At 68.8% G+C, this 19086-nt stretch carries 17 protein-coding genes; 6 read left to right on the forward strand and 11 right to left on the reverse strand.

All coding sequences use genetic code 11. The features are described 5' to 3' along the window. The 3 genes from AB0F70_RS11850 to AB0F70_RS11860 all read left to right on the forward strand — a co-directional run. Positions 1 to 861, forward strand: an 861-nt coding sequence (locus tag AB0F70_RS11850) for an alpha amylase C-terminal domain-containing protein (protein ID WP_357448051.1), incomplete at its 5' end; no start/stop codon positions are given. Between the two features lie 257 nt (positions 862 to 1118). Continuing rightward, positions 1119 to 2420, forward strand: coding sequence for an MFS transporter (locus tag AB0F70_RS11855; protein ID WP_357448053.1), 1302 nt, complete (start codon positions 1119 to 1121; stop codon positions 2418 to 2420). 106 nt (positions 2421 to 2526) lie between these two features. Beyond that, positions 2527 to 2931 carry a hypothetical protein gene (locus tag AB0F70_RS11860; protein WP_357448055.1) on the forward strand — a complete coding sequence of 135 codons (405 nt, stop codon included), beginning with the start codon at positions 2527 to 2529 and terminating at the stop codon, positions 2929 to 2931. 9 nt (positions 2932 to 2940) lie between these two features. On the opposite strand, the gene AB0F70_RS11865 is transcribed toward AB0F70_RS11860, so the two are convergent. After that, on the reverse strand, positions 2941 to 3735 hold the full coding sequence (locus tag AB0F70_RS11865) for a hypothetical protein (protein WP_357448057.1): 795 nt from the start codon (positions 3733 to 3735) through the stop codon (positions 2941 to 2943). A 95-nt stretch (positions 3736 to 3830) separates the two neighbouring features. On the opposite strand from AB0F70_RS11865, the gene AB0F70_RS11870 reads away from it, so the two are divergent. Then, positions 3831 to 7115 (forward strand): DEAD/DEAH box helicase, encoded by a 3285-nt coding sequence (locus tag AB0F70_RS11870; RefSeq protein WP_357448059.1) that lies wholly within the window; start codon positions 3831 to 3833, stop codon positions 7113 to 7115. A gap of 37 nt (positions 7116 to 7152) precedes the next feature. On the opposite strand, the gene AB0F70_RS11875 is transcribed toward AB0F70_RS11870, so the two are convergent. Beyond that, positions 7153 to 7506 carry an MmcQ/YjbR family DNA-binding protein gene (locus tag AB0F70_RS11875; RefSeq protein ID WP_357448061.1) on the reverse strand — a complete coding sequence of 118 codons (354 nt, stop codon included), beginning with the start codon at positions 7504 to 7506 and terminating at the stop codon, positions 7153 to 7155. A gap of 73 nt (positions 7507 to 7579) precedes the next feature. Between AB0F70_RS11875 and AB0F70_RS11880 the strand changes: the two genes are divergently transcribed. Then, positions 7580 to 8362 carry a response regulator gene (locus tag AB0F70_RS11880; protein ID WP_357448063.1) on the forward strand — a complete coding sequence of 261 codons (783 nt, stop codon included), beginning with the start codon at positions 7580 to 7582 and terminating at the stop codon, positions 8360 to 8362. A 64-nt stretch (positions 8363 to 8426) separates the two neighbouring features. On the opposite strand, the gene AB0F70_RS11885 is transcribed toward AB0F70_RS11880, so the two are convergent. From AB0F70_RS11885 to AB0F70_RS11895, 3 genes are all read right to left on the reverse strand, one after another. Next, on the reverse strand, positions 8427 to 8822 hold the full coding sequence (locus AB0F70_RS11885; protein ID WP_357448065.1) for a MauE/DoxX family redox-associated membrane protein: 396 nt from the start codon (positions 8820 to 8822) through the stop codon (positions 8427 to 8429). 278 nt (positions 8823 to 9100) lie between these two features. After that, complete coding sequence (locus AB0F70_RS11890; protein ID WP_357448067.1) at positions 9101 to 9586, reverse strand: hypothetical protein; 486 nt, start codon at positions 9584 to 9586, stop codon at positions 9101 to 9103. A 497-nt stretch (positions 9587 to 10083) separates the two neighbouring features. Next, positions 10084 to 10755 carry a hypothetical protein gene (locus AB0F70_RS11895; RefSeq protein ID WP_357448069.1) on the reverse strand — a complete coding sequence of 224 codons (672 nt, stop codon included), beginning with the start codon at positions 10753 to 10755 and terminating at the stop codon, positions 10084 to 10086. A gap of 363 nt (positions 10756 to 11118) precedes the next feature. Here AB0F70_RS11895 and AB0F70_RS11900 point away from each other — a divergent pair, with 363 nt between their 5' ends. Next, complete coding sequence (locus AB0F70_RS11900) at positions 11119 to 11592, forward strand: PDDEXK nuclease domain-containing protein (protein ID WP_357448071.1); 474 nt, start codon at positions 11119 to 11121, stop codon at positions 11590 to 11592. A 35-nt stretch (positions 11593 to 11627) separates the two neighbouring features. Here the strand turns inward: AB0F70_RS11900 and AB0F70_RS11905 are convergent, their stop codons facing one another. The 6 genes from AB0F70_RS11905 to AB0F70_RS11930 form a co-directional block, all read right to left on the reverse strand. Then, positions 11628 to 12470 carry a hypothetical protein gene (locus tag AB0F70_RS11905; protein ID WP_357448073.1) on the reverse strand — a complete coding sequence of 281 codons (843 nt, stop codon included), beginning with the start codon at positions 12468 to 12470 and terminating at the stop codon, positions 11628 to 11630. Positions 12471 to 12508: 38 nt separating this feature from the next. Continuing rightward, positions 12509 to 13102 (reverse strand): DUF6318 family protein, encoded by a 594-nt coding sequence (locus AB0F70_RS11910; protein WP_357448075.1) that lies wholly within the window; start codon positions 13100 to 13102, stop codon positions 12509 to 12511. Between the two features lie 158 nt (positions 13103 to 13260). After that, positions 13261 to 17835, reverse strand: a complete 4575-nt coding sequence (locus tag AB0F70_RS11915) for a LysM peptidoglycan-binding domain-containing protein (RefSeq protein WP_357448077.1) — start codon at positions 17833 to 17835, stop codon at positions 13261 to 13263. Further along, positions 17835 to 18284, reverse strand: coding sequence for a pilus assembly protein TadG-related protein (locus AB0F70_RS11920; protein WP_357448079.1), 450 nt, complete (start codon positions 18282 to 18284; stop codon positions 17835 to 17837). Before AB0F70_RS11920 ends, AB0F70_RS11915 begins: the two co-directional genes overlap by 1 nt. Then, positions 18281 to 18709 carry a TadE/TadG family type IV pilus assembly protein gene (locus AB0F70_RS11925; protein ID WP_357448081.1) on the reverse strand — a complete coding sequence of 143 codons (429 nt, stop codon included), beginning with the start codon at positions 18707 to 18709 and terminating at the stop codon, positions 18281 to 18283. Before AB0F70_RS11925 ends, AB0F70_RS11920 begins: the two co-directional genes overlap by 4 nt. Beyond that, positions 18706 to 19086: a TadE family protein gene (locus AB0F70_RS11930; protein ID WP_357448083.1), complete on the reverse strand. Its 381-nt coding sequence runs from the start codon at positions 19084 to 19086 to the stop codon at positions 18706 to 18708. The genes AB0F70_RS11925 and AB0F70_RS11930 overlap by 4 nt, the downstream gene beginning before the upstream one ends.

Here is a 19086-nt window from a genome sequence, read left to right on the forward strand (position 1 = left end):
ACCGGCTCCGACTACGTCCGCGGCAGGCTCGCCGCGTACTTCGACGACCTGGTCTCGCTCGGCGTCGACGGGTTCCGGATCGACGCATCGAAGCACGTGCCGGCGTCGGACCTGGAGGCCGTCAAGTCGCGGATGCGGAACCCGAACGTCTTCTGGGTGCACGAGGTGATCGGCGCCGCCGGGGAGCCGATCCAGCCGTCCGAGTACCTGGGCAGCGGCGACTCGCACGAGTTCAACTACGCGCGCCAGCTCAAGCACGACTTCGACGGGCAGATCAAGAACCTGCGGTTCATCGGCGACGGCAAGCTGCAGTCCGGCCGGGCCGGCGTGTTCGTGGACAACCACGACACCGAGCGCAACGGCGAGTCGATGAGCTACAAGTGGGGCGCGAAGTACGTCCTGGCCAATACGTTCCTGCTGTCCTGGCCGTACGGGTCGCCCACCGTGTACTCGGGGTACGAGTTCTCGAACAACGACTCGGGCGCACCCGGCGCGACCGAGACCACGGTTCCCGACGCGACCTGCGGCGCCGGACGGTGGACGTGCACGCAGCGCTGGACCGAGATCCGCGGCATGGTCGGCTTCCACAACGCGGTGGCGGGCACCGCGGTCACCAACTGGTGGGACGACGGCGGCAACCTGGTCACCTATGGCCGCGGCAACCGCGGATACGTGGTGCTCAACAACACGGCGTCGGCAGTGCAGCGCTCGTTCCAGACGCCGCTCCCGGCCGGGACGTACTGCGACGTCGTCGCGGCCTCGAACTGCTCGGTGAAGCGGACCGTCAACGCTGACGGCTGGTTCACCGCGACGGTCCCGGCGTACGGGGCGCTTGCGATCCACGTGAACGCCCGGGGCTGAGCGAGAGCTCCGGGAGAACTAGTACGAGTGCGGGGTCTGTTGCTCTGCGTAGACCATGTCTACGCAGAGCAACAGACCCCGCAGACCTGGTCGCCGGGTGAGGTGACCAGGCCGCACTGGAGGGTCACAACGATCTCGCGGTCGATCACCGCCGGGACGCCCTTGCCGCGGCCTGGTCACGCTCCCCCGTGCCCGCACCGCCGTCGCCCGTCGCCGTTCCCCGTCGCCGCAGCAGGCCCGACAACTAGTGTGAGCGAGTGACCGTCCTTGCCGAACTACGCGCGCTGCTGCGCCTGCCCGGGTTCCGCAAGCTGTTCACCGTGCGTCTCGTGTCCCAGGCCGGCGACGGCATGTTCCAGGTGGGCCTCGCCAACCTGCTGTTCTTCAGCCCGGCGTCGCAGGGGTCGGCGGCCGCTATCGCGGGCGCGTTCGCGATCATGCTGGCGCCGTTCACGATCGTGGGCCCGTTCGCCGGCGTGTTCCTGGACCGGTGGCAGCGGCGGCAGGTGCTGGTGTACGGCAACGCCGTCCGCGTGCTGATCACCGGCACGATGGCGGTGCTGATGCTCACGCAGGGCGTCACGCCCGCGATCTACGTCCTGGGACTCGCCGCCCTGAGCGTCAACCGGTTCCTTCTTGCCGGCCTCTCGGCGGGCCTGCCTCGCGTGGTCCAGGGCGAACTGCTGCTCACGGCGAACGCACTGACGCCGACGCTCGGTGCGGGCGCCGCGTTCCTTGGAGGCGGCATCGGCTTTGTACTCGGCCTGGCCGTGCCGACCGGACGCATCCAGGACGCGGCGGCCCTGACCTGCGCCTGCGTCGTCATGGGTTGTGCCTCGCTGCTCGGGCTGCGGATGTCCCGCACGCTGCTGGGACCGCTGCAGCCCGCCGTCGGCTCGATCCGGAACGAGCTGGCGGCAGTGGCGAGCGGCCTGGTCGACGGCGCCCGCTACCTCGCCGCACGCCGCACCCCCGGCCAGGCGCTGCTGGTGATGGCGCTGCACCGCTTCCTGTACGGGGTGGTGTTCATCGCGGCGATCCTGATGTCGCGCAACCTCCTGGCCGAGCCGGGCGACCGCACAGCCGGTCTGACCACCTTCGCCACGGTGATCGGTGCGACGGGCGTCGGCGGCGGGCTCGCGATCCTGCTCACGGCTGTGCTGGCCCGGCGGATGGCCCCGCAGTCCTGGATCGCCGTGATGCTGGTGGTGGCCGGGATGTCGCAGCTGATCCTCGTGCCCGAGCCCGGCTTCGTCGGCGTGGTCACCGCCGCCGGACTGCTCGGGCTCGCCGCGCAGGGCGCGAAGATCGCGGTGGACACGATCGTGCAGCGCGACTCCGAGGACGCCTACCGCGGCCGCGCGTTCGCCTTCTACGACGTCCTCTACAACGCGGCCTTCGTGGGTGCGGCAGCCCTCGCCGCCTTCCTCGTGCCGGACGCCGGATGGTCGCCCGGGCTCTTCGTCGCCCTCTCTCTCGGGTACCTGGCAACCGCGATCGTGTTCGGCATGCGCGGCTCTCGCACGGCTTCCCTTCCTCGGCAACCGCTGGACGGGTGAATTAGTGGATGAGGTCCGGTCTCTAGAGCCGATCGTGCCTGTTTTGCCGGCCGAACGGTGCAAGGATTGACGCACTTACCTACACAGGGACTGGAGGCATTCGTTCATGTCCGACGCACCCGCCGTCACCCCGACACCCACCTGGGGCGAGGTGTTCCCATGGTTCCGCGAGGTCATGGCTGAGGACGACGCCTGGTACGTCGGTCAGGTCGACAGCAAGACCGACATCGGTACCGCCCGCCTCGCCGAGGCCGCCGTAACCCGCCTCAAGTCGTTGCCCGTCGGCCGGCTCTTCCCCGCAGTGCGGCGGGTCGAGCGCCTCGACGAGCTCGACTGGCCCAAGCACCGACTCGTCAACGCGCTGCACCGCGGCGGCTGCTTCACCGGGGACGACCTGTCCTACATGGTGATCGCCGAGATGCTCTCGTGGGAATCGGTCGGCCCGATCATCGTGAAGCAGATCCTCGAGGTAGTCGCACTCGAGGAGATCCGGGTGAGCACGGCAAAGTAGGGCAGCGAGTCAGTGCTCCGCCTGGCGGGCTGCTGCCTGCCGCCGGCCTGCGATGACCGCGAGCGGCACGGCCCCCAGGGTCAGCAATGCCTGAACGAACTGCGCCGTGCCGTAGCCCGCACCGAAGGCATCCAGCGTCTCGGCCGCCGCCGCGATCCCCAGGACCCCGACCACGGCGGCCAGCAGGGCGCCGATCCGCCGCGTGATCGGCGCGGCCCAGCCGCACAGGGCCGCCGCCGCGACGACCAGCAGGTTGAGGGCCATCGCGACGACGAGTGACCCGACCATCCCAGGTGGCGGCCCGCCGTAGGGCAGGGCCGCTACCACCGGAAGCAGCACGTTCGTCCACAGGGTGTGGATAAGTGCCCCGGCCAGGGCCACGGCAAGACCGGTTCGGCGCGCCGTCGCTGGCTTGCGCACGAACAGGGCGATCAGCATCCCGACCAGCAGCACCGTCAGGACGAGGATCGCGACGAGCGTGCCGAGGACCAGCTCTGGCCGGGCACCGTTCACGAGCTGCACCCCAGCCGTGCCGAGCTGGAGCAGCAGGTGCAGACCGGCGACCGCCAACGCCCCGACGAGGACGCGTCTGGCCCGAAGAGCTGCGGCTCCGACCCCGAGCACGACCGTTCCGGCCATCGCCGCGTTCTCGATCACGAGGACCGCGTTGTCCACCGTGAAGCCGAGATCGAGCTCGTTGCCGGGAACCAGCAGGCGCATCGGGACGGACGTCCACACGGCGGCCGCGAGGAGAAGGACGCCGAGCGCGGCGGGCCGGCGTCCGGCGTCGGGCAGAGTGTGCATGGCGACACTCTCCCAGAGGCCACCCACACCGTGGCATTGAAGGCACGCTGTGGATAACTCCGCGGACCAGTGGTCCGGGCGTGGAACCATGGAGGGTGCCCGCAACCGTTCCCGCCCCGCGCATCCACCCCGCGGCGATCAAGCTCCTGGTGGGCAGTGGCGCATACCTGCGGGGCGAGGACTACCAGAAGCAGGGCCGGGTCATCTCGTGGGAGTGGCTGCCGGACGACCTCCTGCTCATCTCCTGGGTGCGCGGCAGCGGCCGCAGCACCTACTCCTGCTCCATCCAGTTCAGGACCAACAGCCCCGGGCCGCCCGTCGTCGTCGGCACGGACTGCACGTGCCCGGTCGGGTCCGCCTGCAAGCACGTCGTCGCAACGCTCATCGAGTCCGGGTCGGACGGCCTGGCCTCGATGGTCCGGCCCGCATCCTCGCTGAAGCGCACGCCGCAGGTACCGGAGTGGAAGGCGGCAGTGCAGCAGCTCGTGCCGACGGGGCCGGTCGAGGCTCCGCCGGCACACCCGTCGACCGCCGATCCCCGGCCCGTGCTGGCGCTGCAGCTCCGCGTGGACGGCACGACCATCGACAACAACCTCTCCCTCTCGATGCGGCCGGTCCAGCGCAACGACAAGGGCTCGTGGGTGGGCGGCACCGCGTCGTGGAACTACATCCGCAACGGGTTCCTGCGTGGCCTTGATCCCGTCGTCCGGGAATGGTTCACCACGCTCGACGCCCTGCGCGCCACCAGTCCGCGCGGCTACGGCTACATCAGCTCGGGTGACTGGATCAGTCTGGACGACGTACTCCCCCGCCCGTTCTGGCGTCACCTCGCCGACGCCGCCGACCTCGGCATCGAGCTCGTCGGCAAGTCGAAGCGGGAGTCGTTGCGGCTGGCCGGCGAGGCATCCATCGCCCTCGACCTCTCCCTGCCCGACGGCGGCGCGCGCCTCGAGCGGACCGTTGCCTTCGACGGCGCGGTCACCCTGGCGACCTCGGTCGGCGCGCTCGGCCGGCACGGCCTGTTCGCCATCGAGGAGTCCCCCTCCGGCCGCATCATCACCCTCGGCCCGACCACGGCACCCCTCACCGACCAGGAGCACGCGGCGGTCCATCTGGCCGATCTCAAGATTCCCGCAGAAGCGGTCGACGAGTTCCTGGCGGACTACCTACCGCTGCTGCGCCGGGAGGTACAGGTGCACGCCGACCCCGACGTCGAGCTGCCGGACCTGCCTCAGCCCGAGCTGGTGGCCACCGTCAAGGCGGTCTCGCCGGCGGAGATCAGCGTGGCGTGGCGGTGGGCGTACCCGCCGTCGGACAAGGAATATCCGCTGACCACCGCCATGGAAGCGGGTGCGGACCTGCGTGATCTCGCGGCGGAGGCCACGACCCTGGGCAGGGTGATCGCCGCCGTACGCGAGGTGCCGGGCTTCGGTCACTTCCGGGTGGCGCCCGAGGTGTTCCGCGGGCTGGCGGCGATGGACTTCGCCACCACAGTGCTGCCCGTGCTCAAGGAGCAGTCGGACGTGCGCGTGGAGAGCGAGAAGCTGCCCGAGTACCAAGGCCTCGAGGCGACGCCAGTGGTCAGCATGCGTGCGGACGACAGCACCGACCTGGACTGGTTCGACCTGGGTGTCATGGTCACGATCAACGGGCGCGAGATCCCGTTCGGCCCGGTGTTCGATGCGCTCGCTCGGGGCAAGAAGCGGTTCATGCTCACCGACGGCACCTGGCTGCGGACAGACCTACCCGTGTTCGCGCAGCTCCGGGCACTGATCGAGGAGGCGCAGCGACTCTCCGACCAGCCGGGCAAGCTGCGGATCAGCCGGTTCAACGCGGGCCTGTGGGCAGAGCTGGAGCAGGTGGCCGACATCGTCGAGCAGTCCGACCGGTGGCGCCGCTCGGTGAGCGACCTGGTGTCGCTGACGGCCGACGGCGTCGACGGGCCCGAACCGGTACCGCCGCCCGTCGGGCTCAAGGCCGATCTGCGGCCGTACCAGCAGCACGGTTTCGAGTGGCTCACCTTCCTCTGGCGGCACGGGCTCGGCGGGATCCTCGCCGACGACATGGGCCTCGGCAAGACCGTGCAGACGCTCGCCTTCGTCGCCCAGGCCAGGCAGGAGCGGCCCGCCGACGGCGCACCGTTCCTGGTCGTCGCGCCGGCGTCGGTGGTGAGCAACTGGGCTGCCGAGGCCGCCAAGTTCACGCCGGACCTCAAGGTGGCGATGCTGTCGACCACCGCCGCGAAGGCACGGACCACCGTCGCCCAGGTGGCCGCGGACGCCGACATCGTCGTGACGTCGTACGCGATCTTCCGCCTGGACTTCGAGGCGTTCGCCGACGTCGGGTGGAGCGGACTGATCCTGGACGAGGCGCAGTTCGCCAAGAACCACCAGACGCGCGCCAACGAGTCCGCCCGTCGCCTCAAGGCGCCGTTCAAGCTGGCGATCACCGGCACGCCCATGGAGAACAACCTCATGGAGCTGTGGGCCCTGCTCGCGATAGTAGCGCCGGGACTGTACGGGTCACCGACCAAGTTCCGCGAGGACTACGTCAAGCCGATCACGGGTGAGGGCGACTCGACGCCGCTGCTGGCCCGGCTCCGCCGTCGGATCCGGCCGCTGCTGCTGCGCCGCACCAAGGAGCAGGTGGCGCCCGAGCTGCCCGAGCGGCAGGAGCAGGTGCTCCGCGTGACGCTGGACCCGAAGCACCGCCGGATCTACGACACGCACCTGCAGCGCGAACGGTCGCGGCTGCTGGGGCTGCTCGAGAGTTTCGACGAGAACCGGGTAGCGGTCTTCCGCGCCCTGACGACGCTGCGCCGCATGGCGTTGGACGCCTCGCTGGTGGACCCGGAGTACGAGGGTGTCCCGTCCGCCAAGCTGAGCCTGCTCGCGGACCAGCTCGCGGAGGTCGCCGCCGAAGGACACCGCGCCCTGGTGTTCTCGCAGTTCACGTCGTTCCTGGCCAAGGCGGCGGAGGTGTGCACGTCGCTGGGGATCCCCTATGAGTACCTCGACGGCTCCACCCGCAAGCGCGCCGAGGTGATCAACCGCTTCAAGGACGGCACCGCTCCCGTGTTCCTGATCAGCCTCAAGGCAGGCGGATTCGGGCTCAACCTCACCGAGGCCGACTACGTCTATCTGCTGGACCCCTGGTGGAACCCGGCGACGGAGGCGCAGGCGATCGACCGGACGCACCGGATCGGGCAGACGCGGAACGTGATGGTGTTCCGGATGGTCTCGGAGAACACCATCGAGGACAAGGTGATGGCGCTCAAGGCGCGCAAGGCCCGGCTCTTTGATGCGGTGCTGAGCGATGATGCCGGGGCGTTCGCGGGCTCGCTGGGCCCGGAAGAGATCCGGGGCCTGCTGGAGGCTTGACCCTGCTCGAGCTGGCCACCATCTGATGGTCGAGCCCTTATCCCTCGTCCAGCTCCGCCACCAACCGCCGAGGCGCAACCTGCCGATACGCATCCTCGACGATCGCTGCGATCTCCTCCCAGTCGACGTCGATGTCGAGCCGCACTCCTAACCACCCACGCACCCCGACGTACGGCGGCCGGTAGAACCGGTCCGGTTCCTTCTCTATCGCTTCTTCCTGCGCACCAGGCGCGGCCGCACACCAGATCGCGAGCGGACCGCCGTGCCCGTGATCGGAGAAACTCACAAAGGTCTTCTTCACGAACCACGTTGGCGAGCCGTGGCTCAGTTTCTCGGTCGCCTCGGGAAGAGCGAGGCAGATCTCGCGGACACGATCGAGAGACTCGGTCACCGATGGGCCTCCATCGTCTGTGGTGGCGGGCGTTCGTCCTGTCCCATCATCCTCTGACCGGTACCTTTACCCCGTGGCCGACCTGATCAGCGCTATCGCCGCCCTCCTGTGGCCCCTGCTCGTGATCGTCGTGCTGCTGGTCTTCGGACGGCAGCTCCTGTCGAAGCTGAGAAACTCCGACGACGTGACGCTCGAGATCGGCGGACAGAAGCTCAACTTCAAGCAGGCGACCGACCAGCAGTCGGACATGATCACCGACCTGCAGCGCGAGGTGGCCTCGCTGAAGCGACGGCTGGACCACGCGGCCAGTGTTCCCGGGGGAAGCACGCCCCAAGCAGGGGAGCGAACCCCGCCGGGCTACGTCTTACCGAATCCGGAGGCGGACGCTGCCGAGGAACTCGAAGGTCCAACGCGGGAGCCAGTCGACACCTCGTGGATGTTGGAGGAGCAGGAGAGGCGTATTACTCCCCCTCGCTCGATCCTCTGGGTCGACGACCATCCTGAGAACAACGCGATCCTCGCGGAGTCGTGGCGGCGCGATGGCGCTCAAGTTGATATCGCACGCTCGACCAGCGCGGCGTTGTACCTCCTTGAGCATCACAAATACGGGCTGATCATCTCCGACATGGGCCGCCGCGAGTCCGGAGAAGACGTGCCAGACGCCGGGCTCCAATTGCTACTCAAGGTCCGGACGGGCGACCCGGTCACGCCTTTTGTGCTGTACACAAGTTTCAGCCAAGCAGGCCGTGCCACCCGCGTCCGGGAGGCCGAGGCCTCTGGTGCCTCCTTGGTCACCGACTCGACATTCGAACTAACTAGGTTTGCAAGCGGGCTTGGGATGCTCGACGGGGCGTGAAAGCCGCTCCCGGTTCGGATGCCCATTGAGCATGTGGGCATCCGCCGGGCGAACCTGCCGAGACCTATCTGCGGGTCGCAGCCAACGCCCACGCGACCAGAACCGGCTGCCCGATGAGCCGGAGCGCGCGCTTGCGATCCGTGTCGAGGCCGAACCCGTCCCGACGCTCCACGAGCTGAGCGATGTTCCCAGGGAACACCGCGACGAAGAACGCGGCCACCAACGCCCCGAGTCGACGTCGGAGGGGCTGCTTCCAGGTGGCCACCAGCGCGGCACCGAGGCTGATCTCGACAATCCCCGATCCGACCACGACAGTGTCGGGATCGACGGGCACCCAGGTCGGAACCTGAGCTTGGAACTCCTTGCGCGCCTTGGTGAGGTGTCCGACGCCGGCCGTCAGAAGGAGGGCGCCGAGCGCCACCTGGCCGATGCCGCGGATGATGGTTCTCGTGGTCGCCATGGGCTCCATCCTCTGTCGGGGATCGGTGGCTTGCCTTTCGAAACCACTTTCGACAGGCTCCACCATGCCGAGCAGTGCTCGGCATACGAAGTATCGCTCTCCCAGCCATATCGAGCTCATGACCTTCAGCCGAACTGCCCGACCGTATCGATCTGGGGCGTGCCCCACTGGTCGTCTCGAACTCGAACGGCATGGACACCGATGGTCACACGAAGTCTGCGCGTCGCCGCATCGGATTCGAGATCGAACGTTGCGCCGCAGTGGAGGGCGCAGGCCGATCAGTTCCGCACGATCGCCTGGAGTTCGCCGATCTGGATCTGGGTGCTGTTGGGTTCGGACGCGAAGAGAATCTGGCCAGACTCCCCATTGGTGCTCTCCCAATCGACGATCCAGTGCGACGTTCCAGTTAGGGTCAGGTTGCCCGCACTGTTGTTCAGATCGGCACCGAATCCACAGGTGGGCGACGGCTCCGCGCTGTTACGGCCGTCGTAAGTCGTGCCTGCTGCATTGGGTCCGTCACACGAAATTGCACCGACAGTGGCGCCGTTCTCAGTGGTCAATGTCCACTCGACACGGTCGAGCGTGCCTCTCGCCGTGACTCTGAGGCCCAACCCGGGCGGAGAGGATCTGTCGATTGGGCCAGTCGTGTTCGGCGCGGGATTGGCGATCCAGAGCCATATGGGAAGTCCGATGGCTCCGACCGAACTAGACGCACCGTTCGACGATGGTGGGGTGGAACCGGGCTGGCCGGTGGAAAGCATCATCGCTGCCACGATGTCCTGGGCTAGCTCTTCGGCGGTGGGGCCAACTGCCGCAACTGGATCAGCAGACCAGTGATACGAGTGACCCTCGCAAGTTGTCACATCACCACCCGCTTCTGCACAGTCGGGCGAGGTGCACTCGAGTACGACCCCGTCCCCCGGTTCGTGTCCTTCCCACGCCGGGTCGCCTGCGGGAGGTTGCGGGCTCGCGTTGCGTACATAGCAATCGCCGTTCCATCCCCCGTACTCATTACTACAGGGCACTATCTCACTCAGGTCACGGCATACCTGCGGACCACCGTCCCCACCGTCGGTATCGCCTCCGTCATCACCACCGCTACCGTCCCCTACGCACGGAATCACGACTCCATCTGGTGACGTCGTTGGTGTGCATTCATCGGCGGAAGCCATCGGAGCCGGTACGAGCATGATAAGCAAGGCCGCCAGTACGGCCATTGACGCAGCCAAGGCTCGTAGGACCACCTGGGTCGGCTTCGAGGTCAACATGCCTGCTCCGGATGGGGTGTCTGTTCGTTGACCGTCCAGTAACTTTCAGGTCCCTGGTGGCGCATCACATAGTCGAACTGATAGCGCTTGGGAGCACCTGCCGCACGCGGAATTTCCTCGCCATCCTCTGCAAAGGTACGAACATCACCAAAGTCAACGCAGGCGTTTAGGTGCACCTCTTCGTTCCCGACATCAGATGTCCTGTAGTCGGTCACGCTCATCGTCTCGACCGATGCTGCACCCGTCGTGTAGTCCCCAGTCTCTGCCGATTCTGAGTACACCCCTCGGAGCGAAGCGCGAAGCGCTGGGTGTCCCCAAAAAGGCCTAAGCTCCGAATCCCAGTCCTGGTACCCGTTGTTCGCCACGGCTGCCGTCGTCTCGTAGTACTCCACGAGACGCGCCTTCGCGTCTGCGATGTTCTTCGCCTTGATCTGAGCGGGCGTCGTCGGCTCGGGTGCGGCCGTCGGCGTCGGGGATGGCGATGCCGACGGGCTCCGTGACGCCGAGACCGAGGGCGATGACGAGCCCGGGCCAGGGATCGCACCTTGGATCGTCTCCGGCTCGAACACTCCCGAGCGCACGACCGCGAACCCGGCTACCGCAATGACTGCGACTCCGATGAGGATGGCGATGGTGCGCGTAGGCGTGATGGCGGACGAGACCATCCGGCGACTCCCTCAACTTCGGGCAGAACTCAGTGAACACGGCCGTAGCAAGGGTGCGCTACATCCACCTTCCCGGCAAGGTGCTTCTGTGATAATTCACAACATCCAGCCAACGTAGGACATGGACAGGCCAGCAACTCGCCATGAGGCGCCGCTTCCCCGGCTCCTGCTCCTACGGTTTCGTTGCACATATGCAACTCGGGTGGCGGATGCTGTAATGCCTCTACAGGCTTGGGCTATGAGCGATTTCACCAGCACCGATGCCAAGCGCCGTCCCGATCGCGAGGACGAGATCGAGGCGATCGAGCCATGAGCTTCTTCCAGCGCACCGAAGACTTCCGGCCTGAAGGGTTCGAGGACGTAGTGGGCGAGCTCGTCGACTCGATCCGACGTTCGTTCACCGGAATCGTCGTGGATCACCTTGAGGACCTGCTGGCCACCCCGGAGCGTCACATGTGCCTGGTCGACCGCCACGTGAGCCTCACGGAGGATGACCGGGACTACACGGTCGATCTGCTGCTCTTCCACGTGACCCAGATGCGCTACATCGCGATTCAGGTCCAGGCCGGCCGGTTCGATCCTGCGCTTGTCGCGCGGGCCCGCTACGCGCTCGACCTGGTGGATGACCTGGTTCGCGTGCCTGAAGTTCACGGCCCCACAGTTGGCGTCCTGCTCTGTACCGATGCTGCAGCTGACCAGCAGCCTGGGCCCGTCGCCATCACGCTCTACGACGGCGTTGGCGCCGCCGAACAGGCTGAGCTCCCGCTGTCGGTGGAGCTCACCGCGCTCATCGACCGCTGTCTCGACACGACCGGATCCCGGTCCTCGACACCCTGACTACTCGCTACGACCTTGTAGGTTCGCGCTGAGCGTCAGCCGCCGTACAGGTCTTCCACCAGTCGCGCCCTTGCCTCAAGGATCTCCAAACTGTCCGACGACGACACGGTCGTCCCCTCTCCCGCCACGTCATACCAGGTCGGTTCGCCAGCCAATCGGAACTGTCCGTGCCACGTGGTGGTGAGGGAGATGATCGCCTCGCCCGTCTCCGCGTAGGCGTGGGCGACCGTATGCGCCGGGTAAGGCGCGCCGGGGTCGCTGGTCACCAGTGGGGTCGATCCGTCGCCGAAGTCCCACGAGTAGTTGCTCGGTACCGCCCGGATTTCCACGGGTATGCCGAACAAACTGGTGCTCATTGTGCGGGGTTGGCTCTCGGTGAAGGCGATCGTGTCGACGTTGACGAGGGTCCAGCCGTCCGGTGGCTGCACGTTCACCTCGGACGGTGCGATCTGCATCTCCCGGAACGCCCTCGCCGCAGCGGCCGGGATATCGACCTGCTGGCGGCGTTCGGCCAGGCAGGACTCGTCCTCGACGAGTGCGGCATCTGACCAGCCGTCCGCCTCACGTCGCTGCTCGAACAGGGCGCCGACCGCCTGTTCGTCGGCCTCGCACTCAATCCCGGCGTAAGCGAGCTGGTGGCCCTCGTCGCAGGATTCGGCGAACGCGGTGGCACCTCCGAGGTCGCGGAGGAAACACATGGCGGGCGTGACACGCCATTGGCGGACGGGCGGGGCATCTGGGACCAGTCTTCCGCTACGGCCCTTCCCGACCTGGAGGTTTAGATCCCATGATGGGGCGATCGCTTCAACCGAAATCTGATCGTGCTCCGAGGTGCCGCTGAAGGTCGGCTGCTCTTCGGGCTGGACAACCGCGGCCAAGGTTAAGGCGACTACTACAGTCATTGCAGTTGCGGCACTCACGATTCGGGCCTCGGTGCGATTGCAACGACGACCCAGCGATCATCCTTACGGCCCATCTCAATGCGGTGCACTGAGGTCTGTGATTCGGCAGAAGCAACTACGGAGCCCGCCGGATCTAGCGTCGTAGACGCATCCTGGCTCACCTCGACGTCTAGCGGATAGATTCCCGTCAAGTCGTCACGAACGTACTGGTCGAGAACCTTGACCTCAGTTGTTCCGCCCACGAAACCCTGGTCACGAGCCTGTATCCGACCTGTATCTCTCAGCGCCTGTTCGCAGAATCCACAAGCCCGGTGCGACATTGCCTCGAACTCCTCGGTATCCCCCGTCGCCATCACGTACGGGTAGAGCTCGATGAAGTACTCCGCCGCAGCAGCGGCACCCTTCGCGTCTTCGCGCTCCATCGCTTTCGGGCGCTCCGGCTTGGTCGGCACAGACGGGGACGGGGACGGGCTCGCAGACGCCGTCGGCGTCGGATCACCGGTCGGGCTGGTGGCCACCTCAGGATCTGGGGCTGCACCCGTGCAAGCGGACAAGGCCAGGCCAGCCGCCAAGGCCAGCCCTGCAATACGCATCGCCGCGCCATCCATCCGCGTCCCCCTGCCGCTCACGCCCCACCGTTGCGTATCCGCAACAGCCGAGAATGACGCTAGCCCGACCGGCGGAATCCGGAAAGTGGGTGCTGTGGATAACCGAGGTCGAGCCTGTCGAGATGGGACTCGACAGGCTCGACCAACGCTGGGGCGGGCTAGCCCCGGGCGCTTCGGCCTGCGTCCGCCTCCCGGCGGCGGTCCTGCTCGTCCACCTGTGCCAGCAGTTCCTCGGTGTCCGGCTCCGGCTCCATGGCGAGCTGCTCCAGGTGGTCGCGCAGACGGTCGACGAGCCGGCCCACCGCGTCCCGTCGTCCGGAGGCGATCTCCGCGCGGATCCCGTTGCGCCACGACCGCTCGTCCACAGGGTCGGCGAGCCGCCCCACCTGCGACGCGTGCCGTGCCATCGCCACGTCGCCGGCGAGCAGCGCGCGGCGCGCGACCTCGTGCGACACGTCCACGACGCCCGACGAGATCGTGTGCATCAGCTGCTCCGCCCACACGTACTTGCGCAGCGCCACACCCTCGAACGGCCGGCCGCGCACCAGGTCGAGGGCAGCCAGGAGGTCCGGCGTCGGGGTCTGCGTGAGGTCTGGACCGACCAGGTCGCAGAAGGAGTGCCAGTCGGTCCTGACCCCACGCAGGCGGTAGCCGGCGGACTCGAGGTCGGCCTGGCCGCCGTCGTCGGCGGACCAGTAGCGCGGCAGGTACTCGAAGCCATCGGGGTCCGTGCCGAGCCAGCGCCGCGCCCGCGAGACCGCTGAGCGCCGGGTCGCGAGGTTGGGCTCACGCGAGGGCCACAGCGCCTTTGAGATGTCCGACCCGCGCGAACCCGGGTTGAACGCCAGGAACGCGATCAGCTCCGTCGCCTGCCGCTGGTGAGTGGTCGGCAGCTCGACGCCCGTCGTCCCGGCGAGCTCGACGCTGCCGAGCACTCGCACGACCGGCGCTTGGAGGACCTGGGTCTCGACAGGCTCGACCAACGAACCAGGCTCGACCAACGAACCGGGCCCGGCCAACGAATCGGACTCGACCCGCGACGCAAGCTCGACCCGCGACCGCGGATCCGAGACGACCGGCGTACCCAACGGCGGCGTCGCGACGCTCACGGCGGCCGTCGCCCACGGCGAGAACCTCTCGGGCTGTCCGGACGCTGACCCGCCCCCTCCGTCACCCGTCCCGAATGCGGGCGCCGGCGCATGCCCGGCCACCTCACCGACCGCGACGTCGGAATCCGCGGCACCGGCGCGGACTACGTCCATCGGGATCTCCTCCAACGTCGGTTCGGTGCGGTCGATCGAACGGCTCCAGCTGGGGCCAGGTGCGGTCTCGGGGTCGGCCAACAAGGCCAGGGCTTGTGCGTAGGTGGCGGCGTCGAGCTGCTGTGGACGCACCGCGATGTAGACAGGCATGAGGATGCCGCGGGTGGTGTCGCCGTTGGTGAGCTCGCCCGTGAGGTCGAGTGCCCAGTCGCCGACCTCGGCGCTGGACGTCACGGCCGCGATGCCCACACCAGGCACTCGTTCGACCAGGCTCTCGAGCTTGGCGCGCTCGACCAGGCCGAGCCGCTCCCCCACCAGCAGGATCTCGGGCGTCCAGGCATCCGTCGCCAGCCCACGACCACGCGCTTCGGCGACTGACCCTGCGCCCACCTGGGCGAGCGTCCGGTCGACGTCGGCCGCGCGGGCCTCCAGCTCGCGGATGATGCCCGCGAGGCTGGGCACGTGCCGCACCCGGCCCGTGTCGACGACGCCCGGCAGCTCGCCAAGGGTGCCGACCACTGTGACCTGCAGGTCGTCGGCCCACAGGCTCGTCGCCAGCTCGACCGCGAGCGCAGCGAGCGTCGCCTGTGCGGCGGCGTCGGTGCCGCGGATGTCGAGGCATGCGAGGTGTTCGAGGTCGAGCATGAGGTGCGTGTCCTCGTCGTCGTGGCCGACGGTGACGAGTGCCGGGTAGGGCGCCTCGCCGGCGTCCCCACCGGTGGTAGAGGCCTGCGCATCGACCTGTGCGGCTGCATCGGCGTCGCCTGCCGCGAGCTGCCAGACGAACCGGTCGGTGGTGCCGGCCCAGGGTTCGGGCAGGTCGGCGGCGCGATCGAGGTGGAGCTCGACGAACTCGCCGCTCTTCAGCCGTGCGACGCGTACGCCTGGCAGTGGGAGGCCGCGTTCGCGGTGCCAGCGCGCGAGGCTGCGCAGCGCGCCGTCGACCTGGCTGCGCCCGAACGGGTCCTCGACGGTGCGGAGGTCGCGTTCGAGTGCGCCTGCCGGAGTGTCCGGCCTGGGTACGACGACTGTCTCCCCGGGCGTACGGCCCTTGTGCACGCGGCGGCGCTTCACGGCGACGAGCGCGATGAGCCCGGCTGCGAGCAGCCCGCCGACGCCGGCCACCGTGCGGATGTCTACGGATTCGTCGATGTCTTCGACAACGTCGGACATGACGTCGGACGCCGAGTCGAGCGGCGCCGTGCCGCCGGCGGTGACGATGGCTGCTGCTCCCGTTGACGCCGTGGGCCGCGCGGTGGTGGCACCGGCCACGTCGACGGTCTCCGAAGCTGACACCGGCGGCGACGTCTCCACGGCGACCTCGGGTGCGTAGTCCCCGGCGACGGGTTCGTCACTGGTGAGCTCGTCGGGCAGAACCTCCTCGGTGACGGCATCGCCGACCGAGGTCTCGCTCACGTCGGAGTCCGGTACGGGGGCGGCTTCTTCGACCGGGCCTTCGGCGCCGGTCTCGGCTGTCCGCTCGTCGTCCGACGTCGGATCGCTGCCCGTGGTGCCGCTGCCGGAAGCCGTCTCGTCCGCGGAGGGCTCCTCCTGCGGCAAGAGCTCGTCCGCGATCAGGCCTTCGCCGAGCGTCGGGTCCCACGGCGTGCGGTTCTGCGGCGCCGACTCGTCGGGCTCGAGGACGTCGTCGTTCCGGAGGTCCTCGGGTGTTACCTCGTCGAACTGGGGCTCGATCTTCTCCTCGCCGGCGGGCGGAGCCTGCGGGACGAGGTTCCCCTCCGCGGTCTCCTCCGGAGCGGGTTCCCTGGTCCCGGGCCCGCCGAGACCGGCGGCGCCGGTTCCTGCGTCCGCGGGGTCGGGCGTGCCCGTACGTTCGGAACCGCTCTGGTCTGCACCGTCCTGGTTCGCACTGGGCGCCTTGGGTCCCGCGTTCTGGCCGACGCGGTTCGGCTCCGTGGCGGCAGGGGCCTCGCCGGCAGGCTGCTCGTCGGCAGGCTGCTCCCCGCCCGGCTCCACGACGTCGTTCCCTGCGCCACCCGGCTCCTGGATATCCTCCGGCTCGACCTCCACCGCGCCCTCAGGCGTCACCTCGGTGCTCGGTACGGCCTGCTCGGGCTGCACCGGCGCGGGCGGGGCCGACTTCTGCGCCCGCCCGGCCGCCCCGGCCGCGGACTCCACGCCCGGTTCATCGCTGCTCGGGTCATCAGCGCCGGCATCCTCCGGCGCCGACTCCGCGGGCCCGGCGGACTCGCTCGGCTCGTCCGCCCCGGCGTCGGCGCCCTGCTCGGCCGGCTCCTCAGCCTTGTCGGCCGGCTCGTCCTCCTGCTCGCCGGCACCGGGCGAGGGCTGCGCGGCGTCGTCGGCCCGCTCACCCCCGGTACCGGTGTCCCCCGTGGACTCCCCCGCACCCGGGACCGTGACGGTCCAGCCGGGGTAGATGAGGTCGGGGTCCGTGAGCCGGGCCCCGCCTGGCTGCTCGGTGTCCCGGGAGGCCTCGTAGACCTCCGGGTACTTGGTCCCGTCGCCGAGCTCCTCCTCGGCGATGCCCCAGAGCGTGTCGCCCGGCTCGACGACGACCTCTACGGCCTCGGCGCCACGGTTGTGCACATCGACAGTGCCTTCCGGATCGCTCGACCCGACCGGTTCGGCGGTATCGCCGGCAGTGCTCTTCGACGGCGCGATGCCGACCGGCTCGCCGCCACCGGCGTCAGCGCCGTCGCCGGGCTGGCCGACCGAGGTCGCGGCGACCCCTACATCAACAGTTGCCGGCAGTTTCAGCACCCACCCCGGCTCGATCCAGTGCCCGGCGTCGAGCGCGTTGCCGTCGGCCTGGCGGACGCCGTAGTTGAGGTCGGCGATCTGCTTGAACAGGGCGCCGTCGCCGAGCGTGAGCTCGGCGATCCGCCACAGTGAGTCACCGGGCTGCACCGTATAGGTGGCCGACGGCGCCTCGTCTGCCCGGACCCGCTCCTGAACGTTCTCGGCAGCGCCGGCAGCAACCCCGGCCACGGCACCGGGCGAGACCGGCGCGGACACGGCAGTCCCGGTCGCTCCCGTCTCGAGCGGCGTCGTCGCAGCCATGGCCGGCGCGACCGCCGGAGCCGCGACGAGCATCGTGATCACCGCGCCGACCAGAGCCGCCGCGGCACGCTGCTGCGTCCCGAGCCCGCGCACGTGCGGCGAACGCCGTCCACGCAGCGCGGCGATCACCTCGACGACCACCGCGAGGGCGAACGTGAGCCACGCGATCCAGCCCACGATCTTGACGAGCCCGATCAGCACGGAGCCGGTCACGTCGGGGCTGGACAGCATAGAGATGATCCGGTTGATGCTGACCGGTCCGGTCCACACCGGCCCGCCGAGTATCCACAGGCCGACCGGGATCCCGACGACGAGCGCGATCAGCAGCAGCGCCGCGCCCAGTCCTCTGACCACACGTGCGCCCGTACCTGACTGCGGTCCGCCGGGCTCGCCCGTCGCCGCACGACCCTGGACTGTCGAGGTGCTCATCAGGGTTCCTCCTGTCCTATCCCGCGGACTGCTCGCGCCTCGGCATCGGCCGTAACACTGAGCGAGCTGATTCCGATCAACGTGAGGAACGTGGTCTCGTAGGTGAGCTGGGTACCGACGGTGACGGTCGCACCGTTGACGGCGGTCACGCCGCCCTGCACGCCCAGCGCGGCAAGAGTGTCGGCGGCGGCCTGTGTCGCGCGCGCGGGATCGACCTCAGGGGGCAGCCCCATCTGGGCGCGGTCGATCCGGATCTGCTGCGCCGCGGCTCGTGCCGCCTGGTCGGCGGCGTACTCGGCCTCGTCCAGGGCCTGCAGCCGACCGCCGCCGTCCACCACCAGGCCTATCGCGATGATGAGCGCGGGCACCATGCCGGCCGCGAGGATGTTGACCTCGCCCCGCTCGGTCCGCAAGCGACGTACCCACATCCGCCCGACCCCCCTGGTCATGACCGCCCCCGGTAGGCGTCCAGCACCGATGTCCCGGTAGCACTGATGGTGCGTGATCCGGGCGCTCCCGGCAGCCCGAGATCGCTCAGCGGCACCACGCACTCCACGCGCACGGTGATGGTCCCGACGGTCCCGAGCGGCAGGTCGAACGCGTCGGTCGCCGGCATGACCGACGTCGACGCACAGCTCACCCCGGAGTTCGCCAGGGTCGACGTCGCGGTCGACGTCGCCTGGGCGCCGGCCACGGCCGCCGTCCGACTGATCGACGCCGCCCGTGCGGCCTCGTTCGCCGCGGACTGGACCACGCCCTCGGCCAGCACCAGCCGCCCCGCCATCACGAGCAGCAGCCCGATGAGCAGCAGCATCGGGACGACGACGGCGGTGTTGATCGCGACGTTGCCACGCTCGGAGTGCCCGGGACTCATGGCCCCACCGCTCCGGAGGTGAACCGCTCCACCGGCCCGGTGGCCGACTGCTCGATCCGTAGGCCACGGAATCCCGGCACCAGTGACGGAGCCAACCCCGCCACGGTCGCGGTAGCCATCTCTTCCCCACGTGTCACCGACACGTTGACCGACGCGAACGCATCGCCACCACGAACGAGGCGCGCGGCAGCCTCCGCGTAACCCGACTCGACGCTGCCGCCCTCGACGCGCGCGGCCTGGACGGCCCCGTTGGCCACCGACTGGGCGGTGTTCTGCGCGTGGAAGTAAAGCATGCCCTGCACCATCGCGAAGATGAGCATCAGGACCATCGGGTACGTCAGGACGGTCTGGATCGAGACGGCACCGCGTTCGTCCAT

This window comes from Promicromonospora sp. NPDC023805 (genome assembly GCF_040639635.1).
Taxonomy (GTDB): domain Bacteria; phylum Actinomycetota; class Actinomycetes; order Actinomycetales; family Cellulomonadaceae; genus Promicromonospora.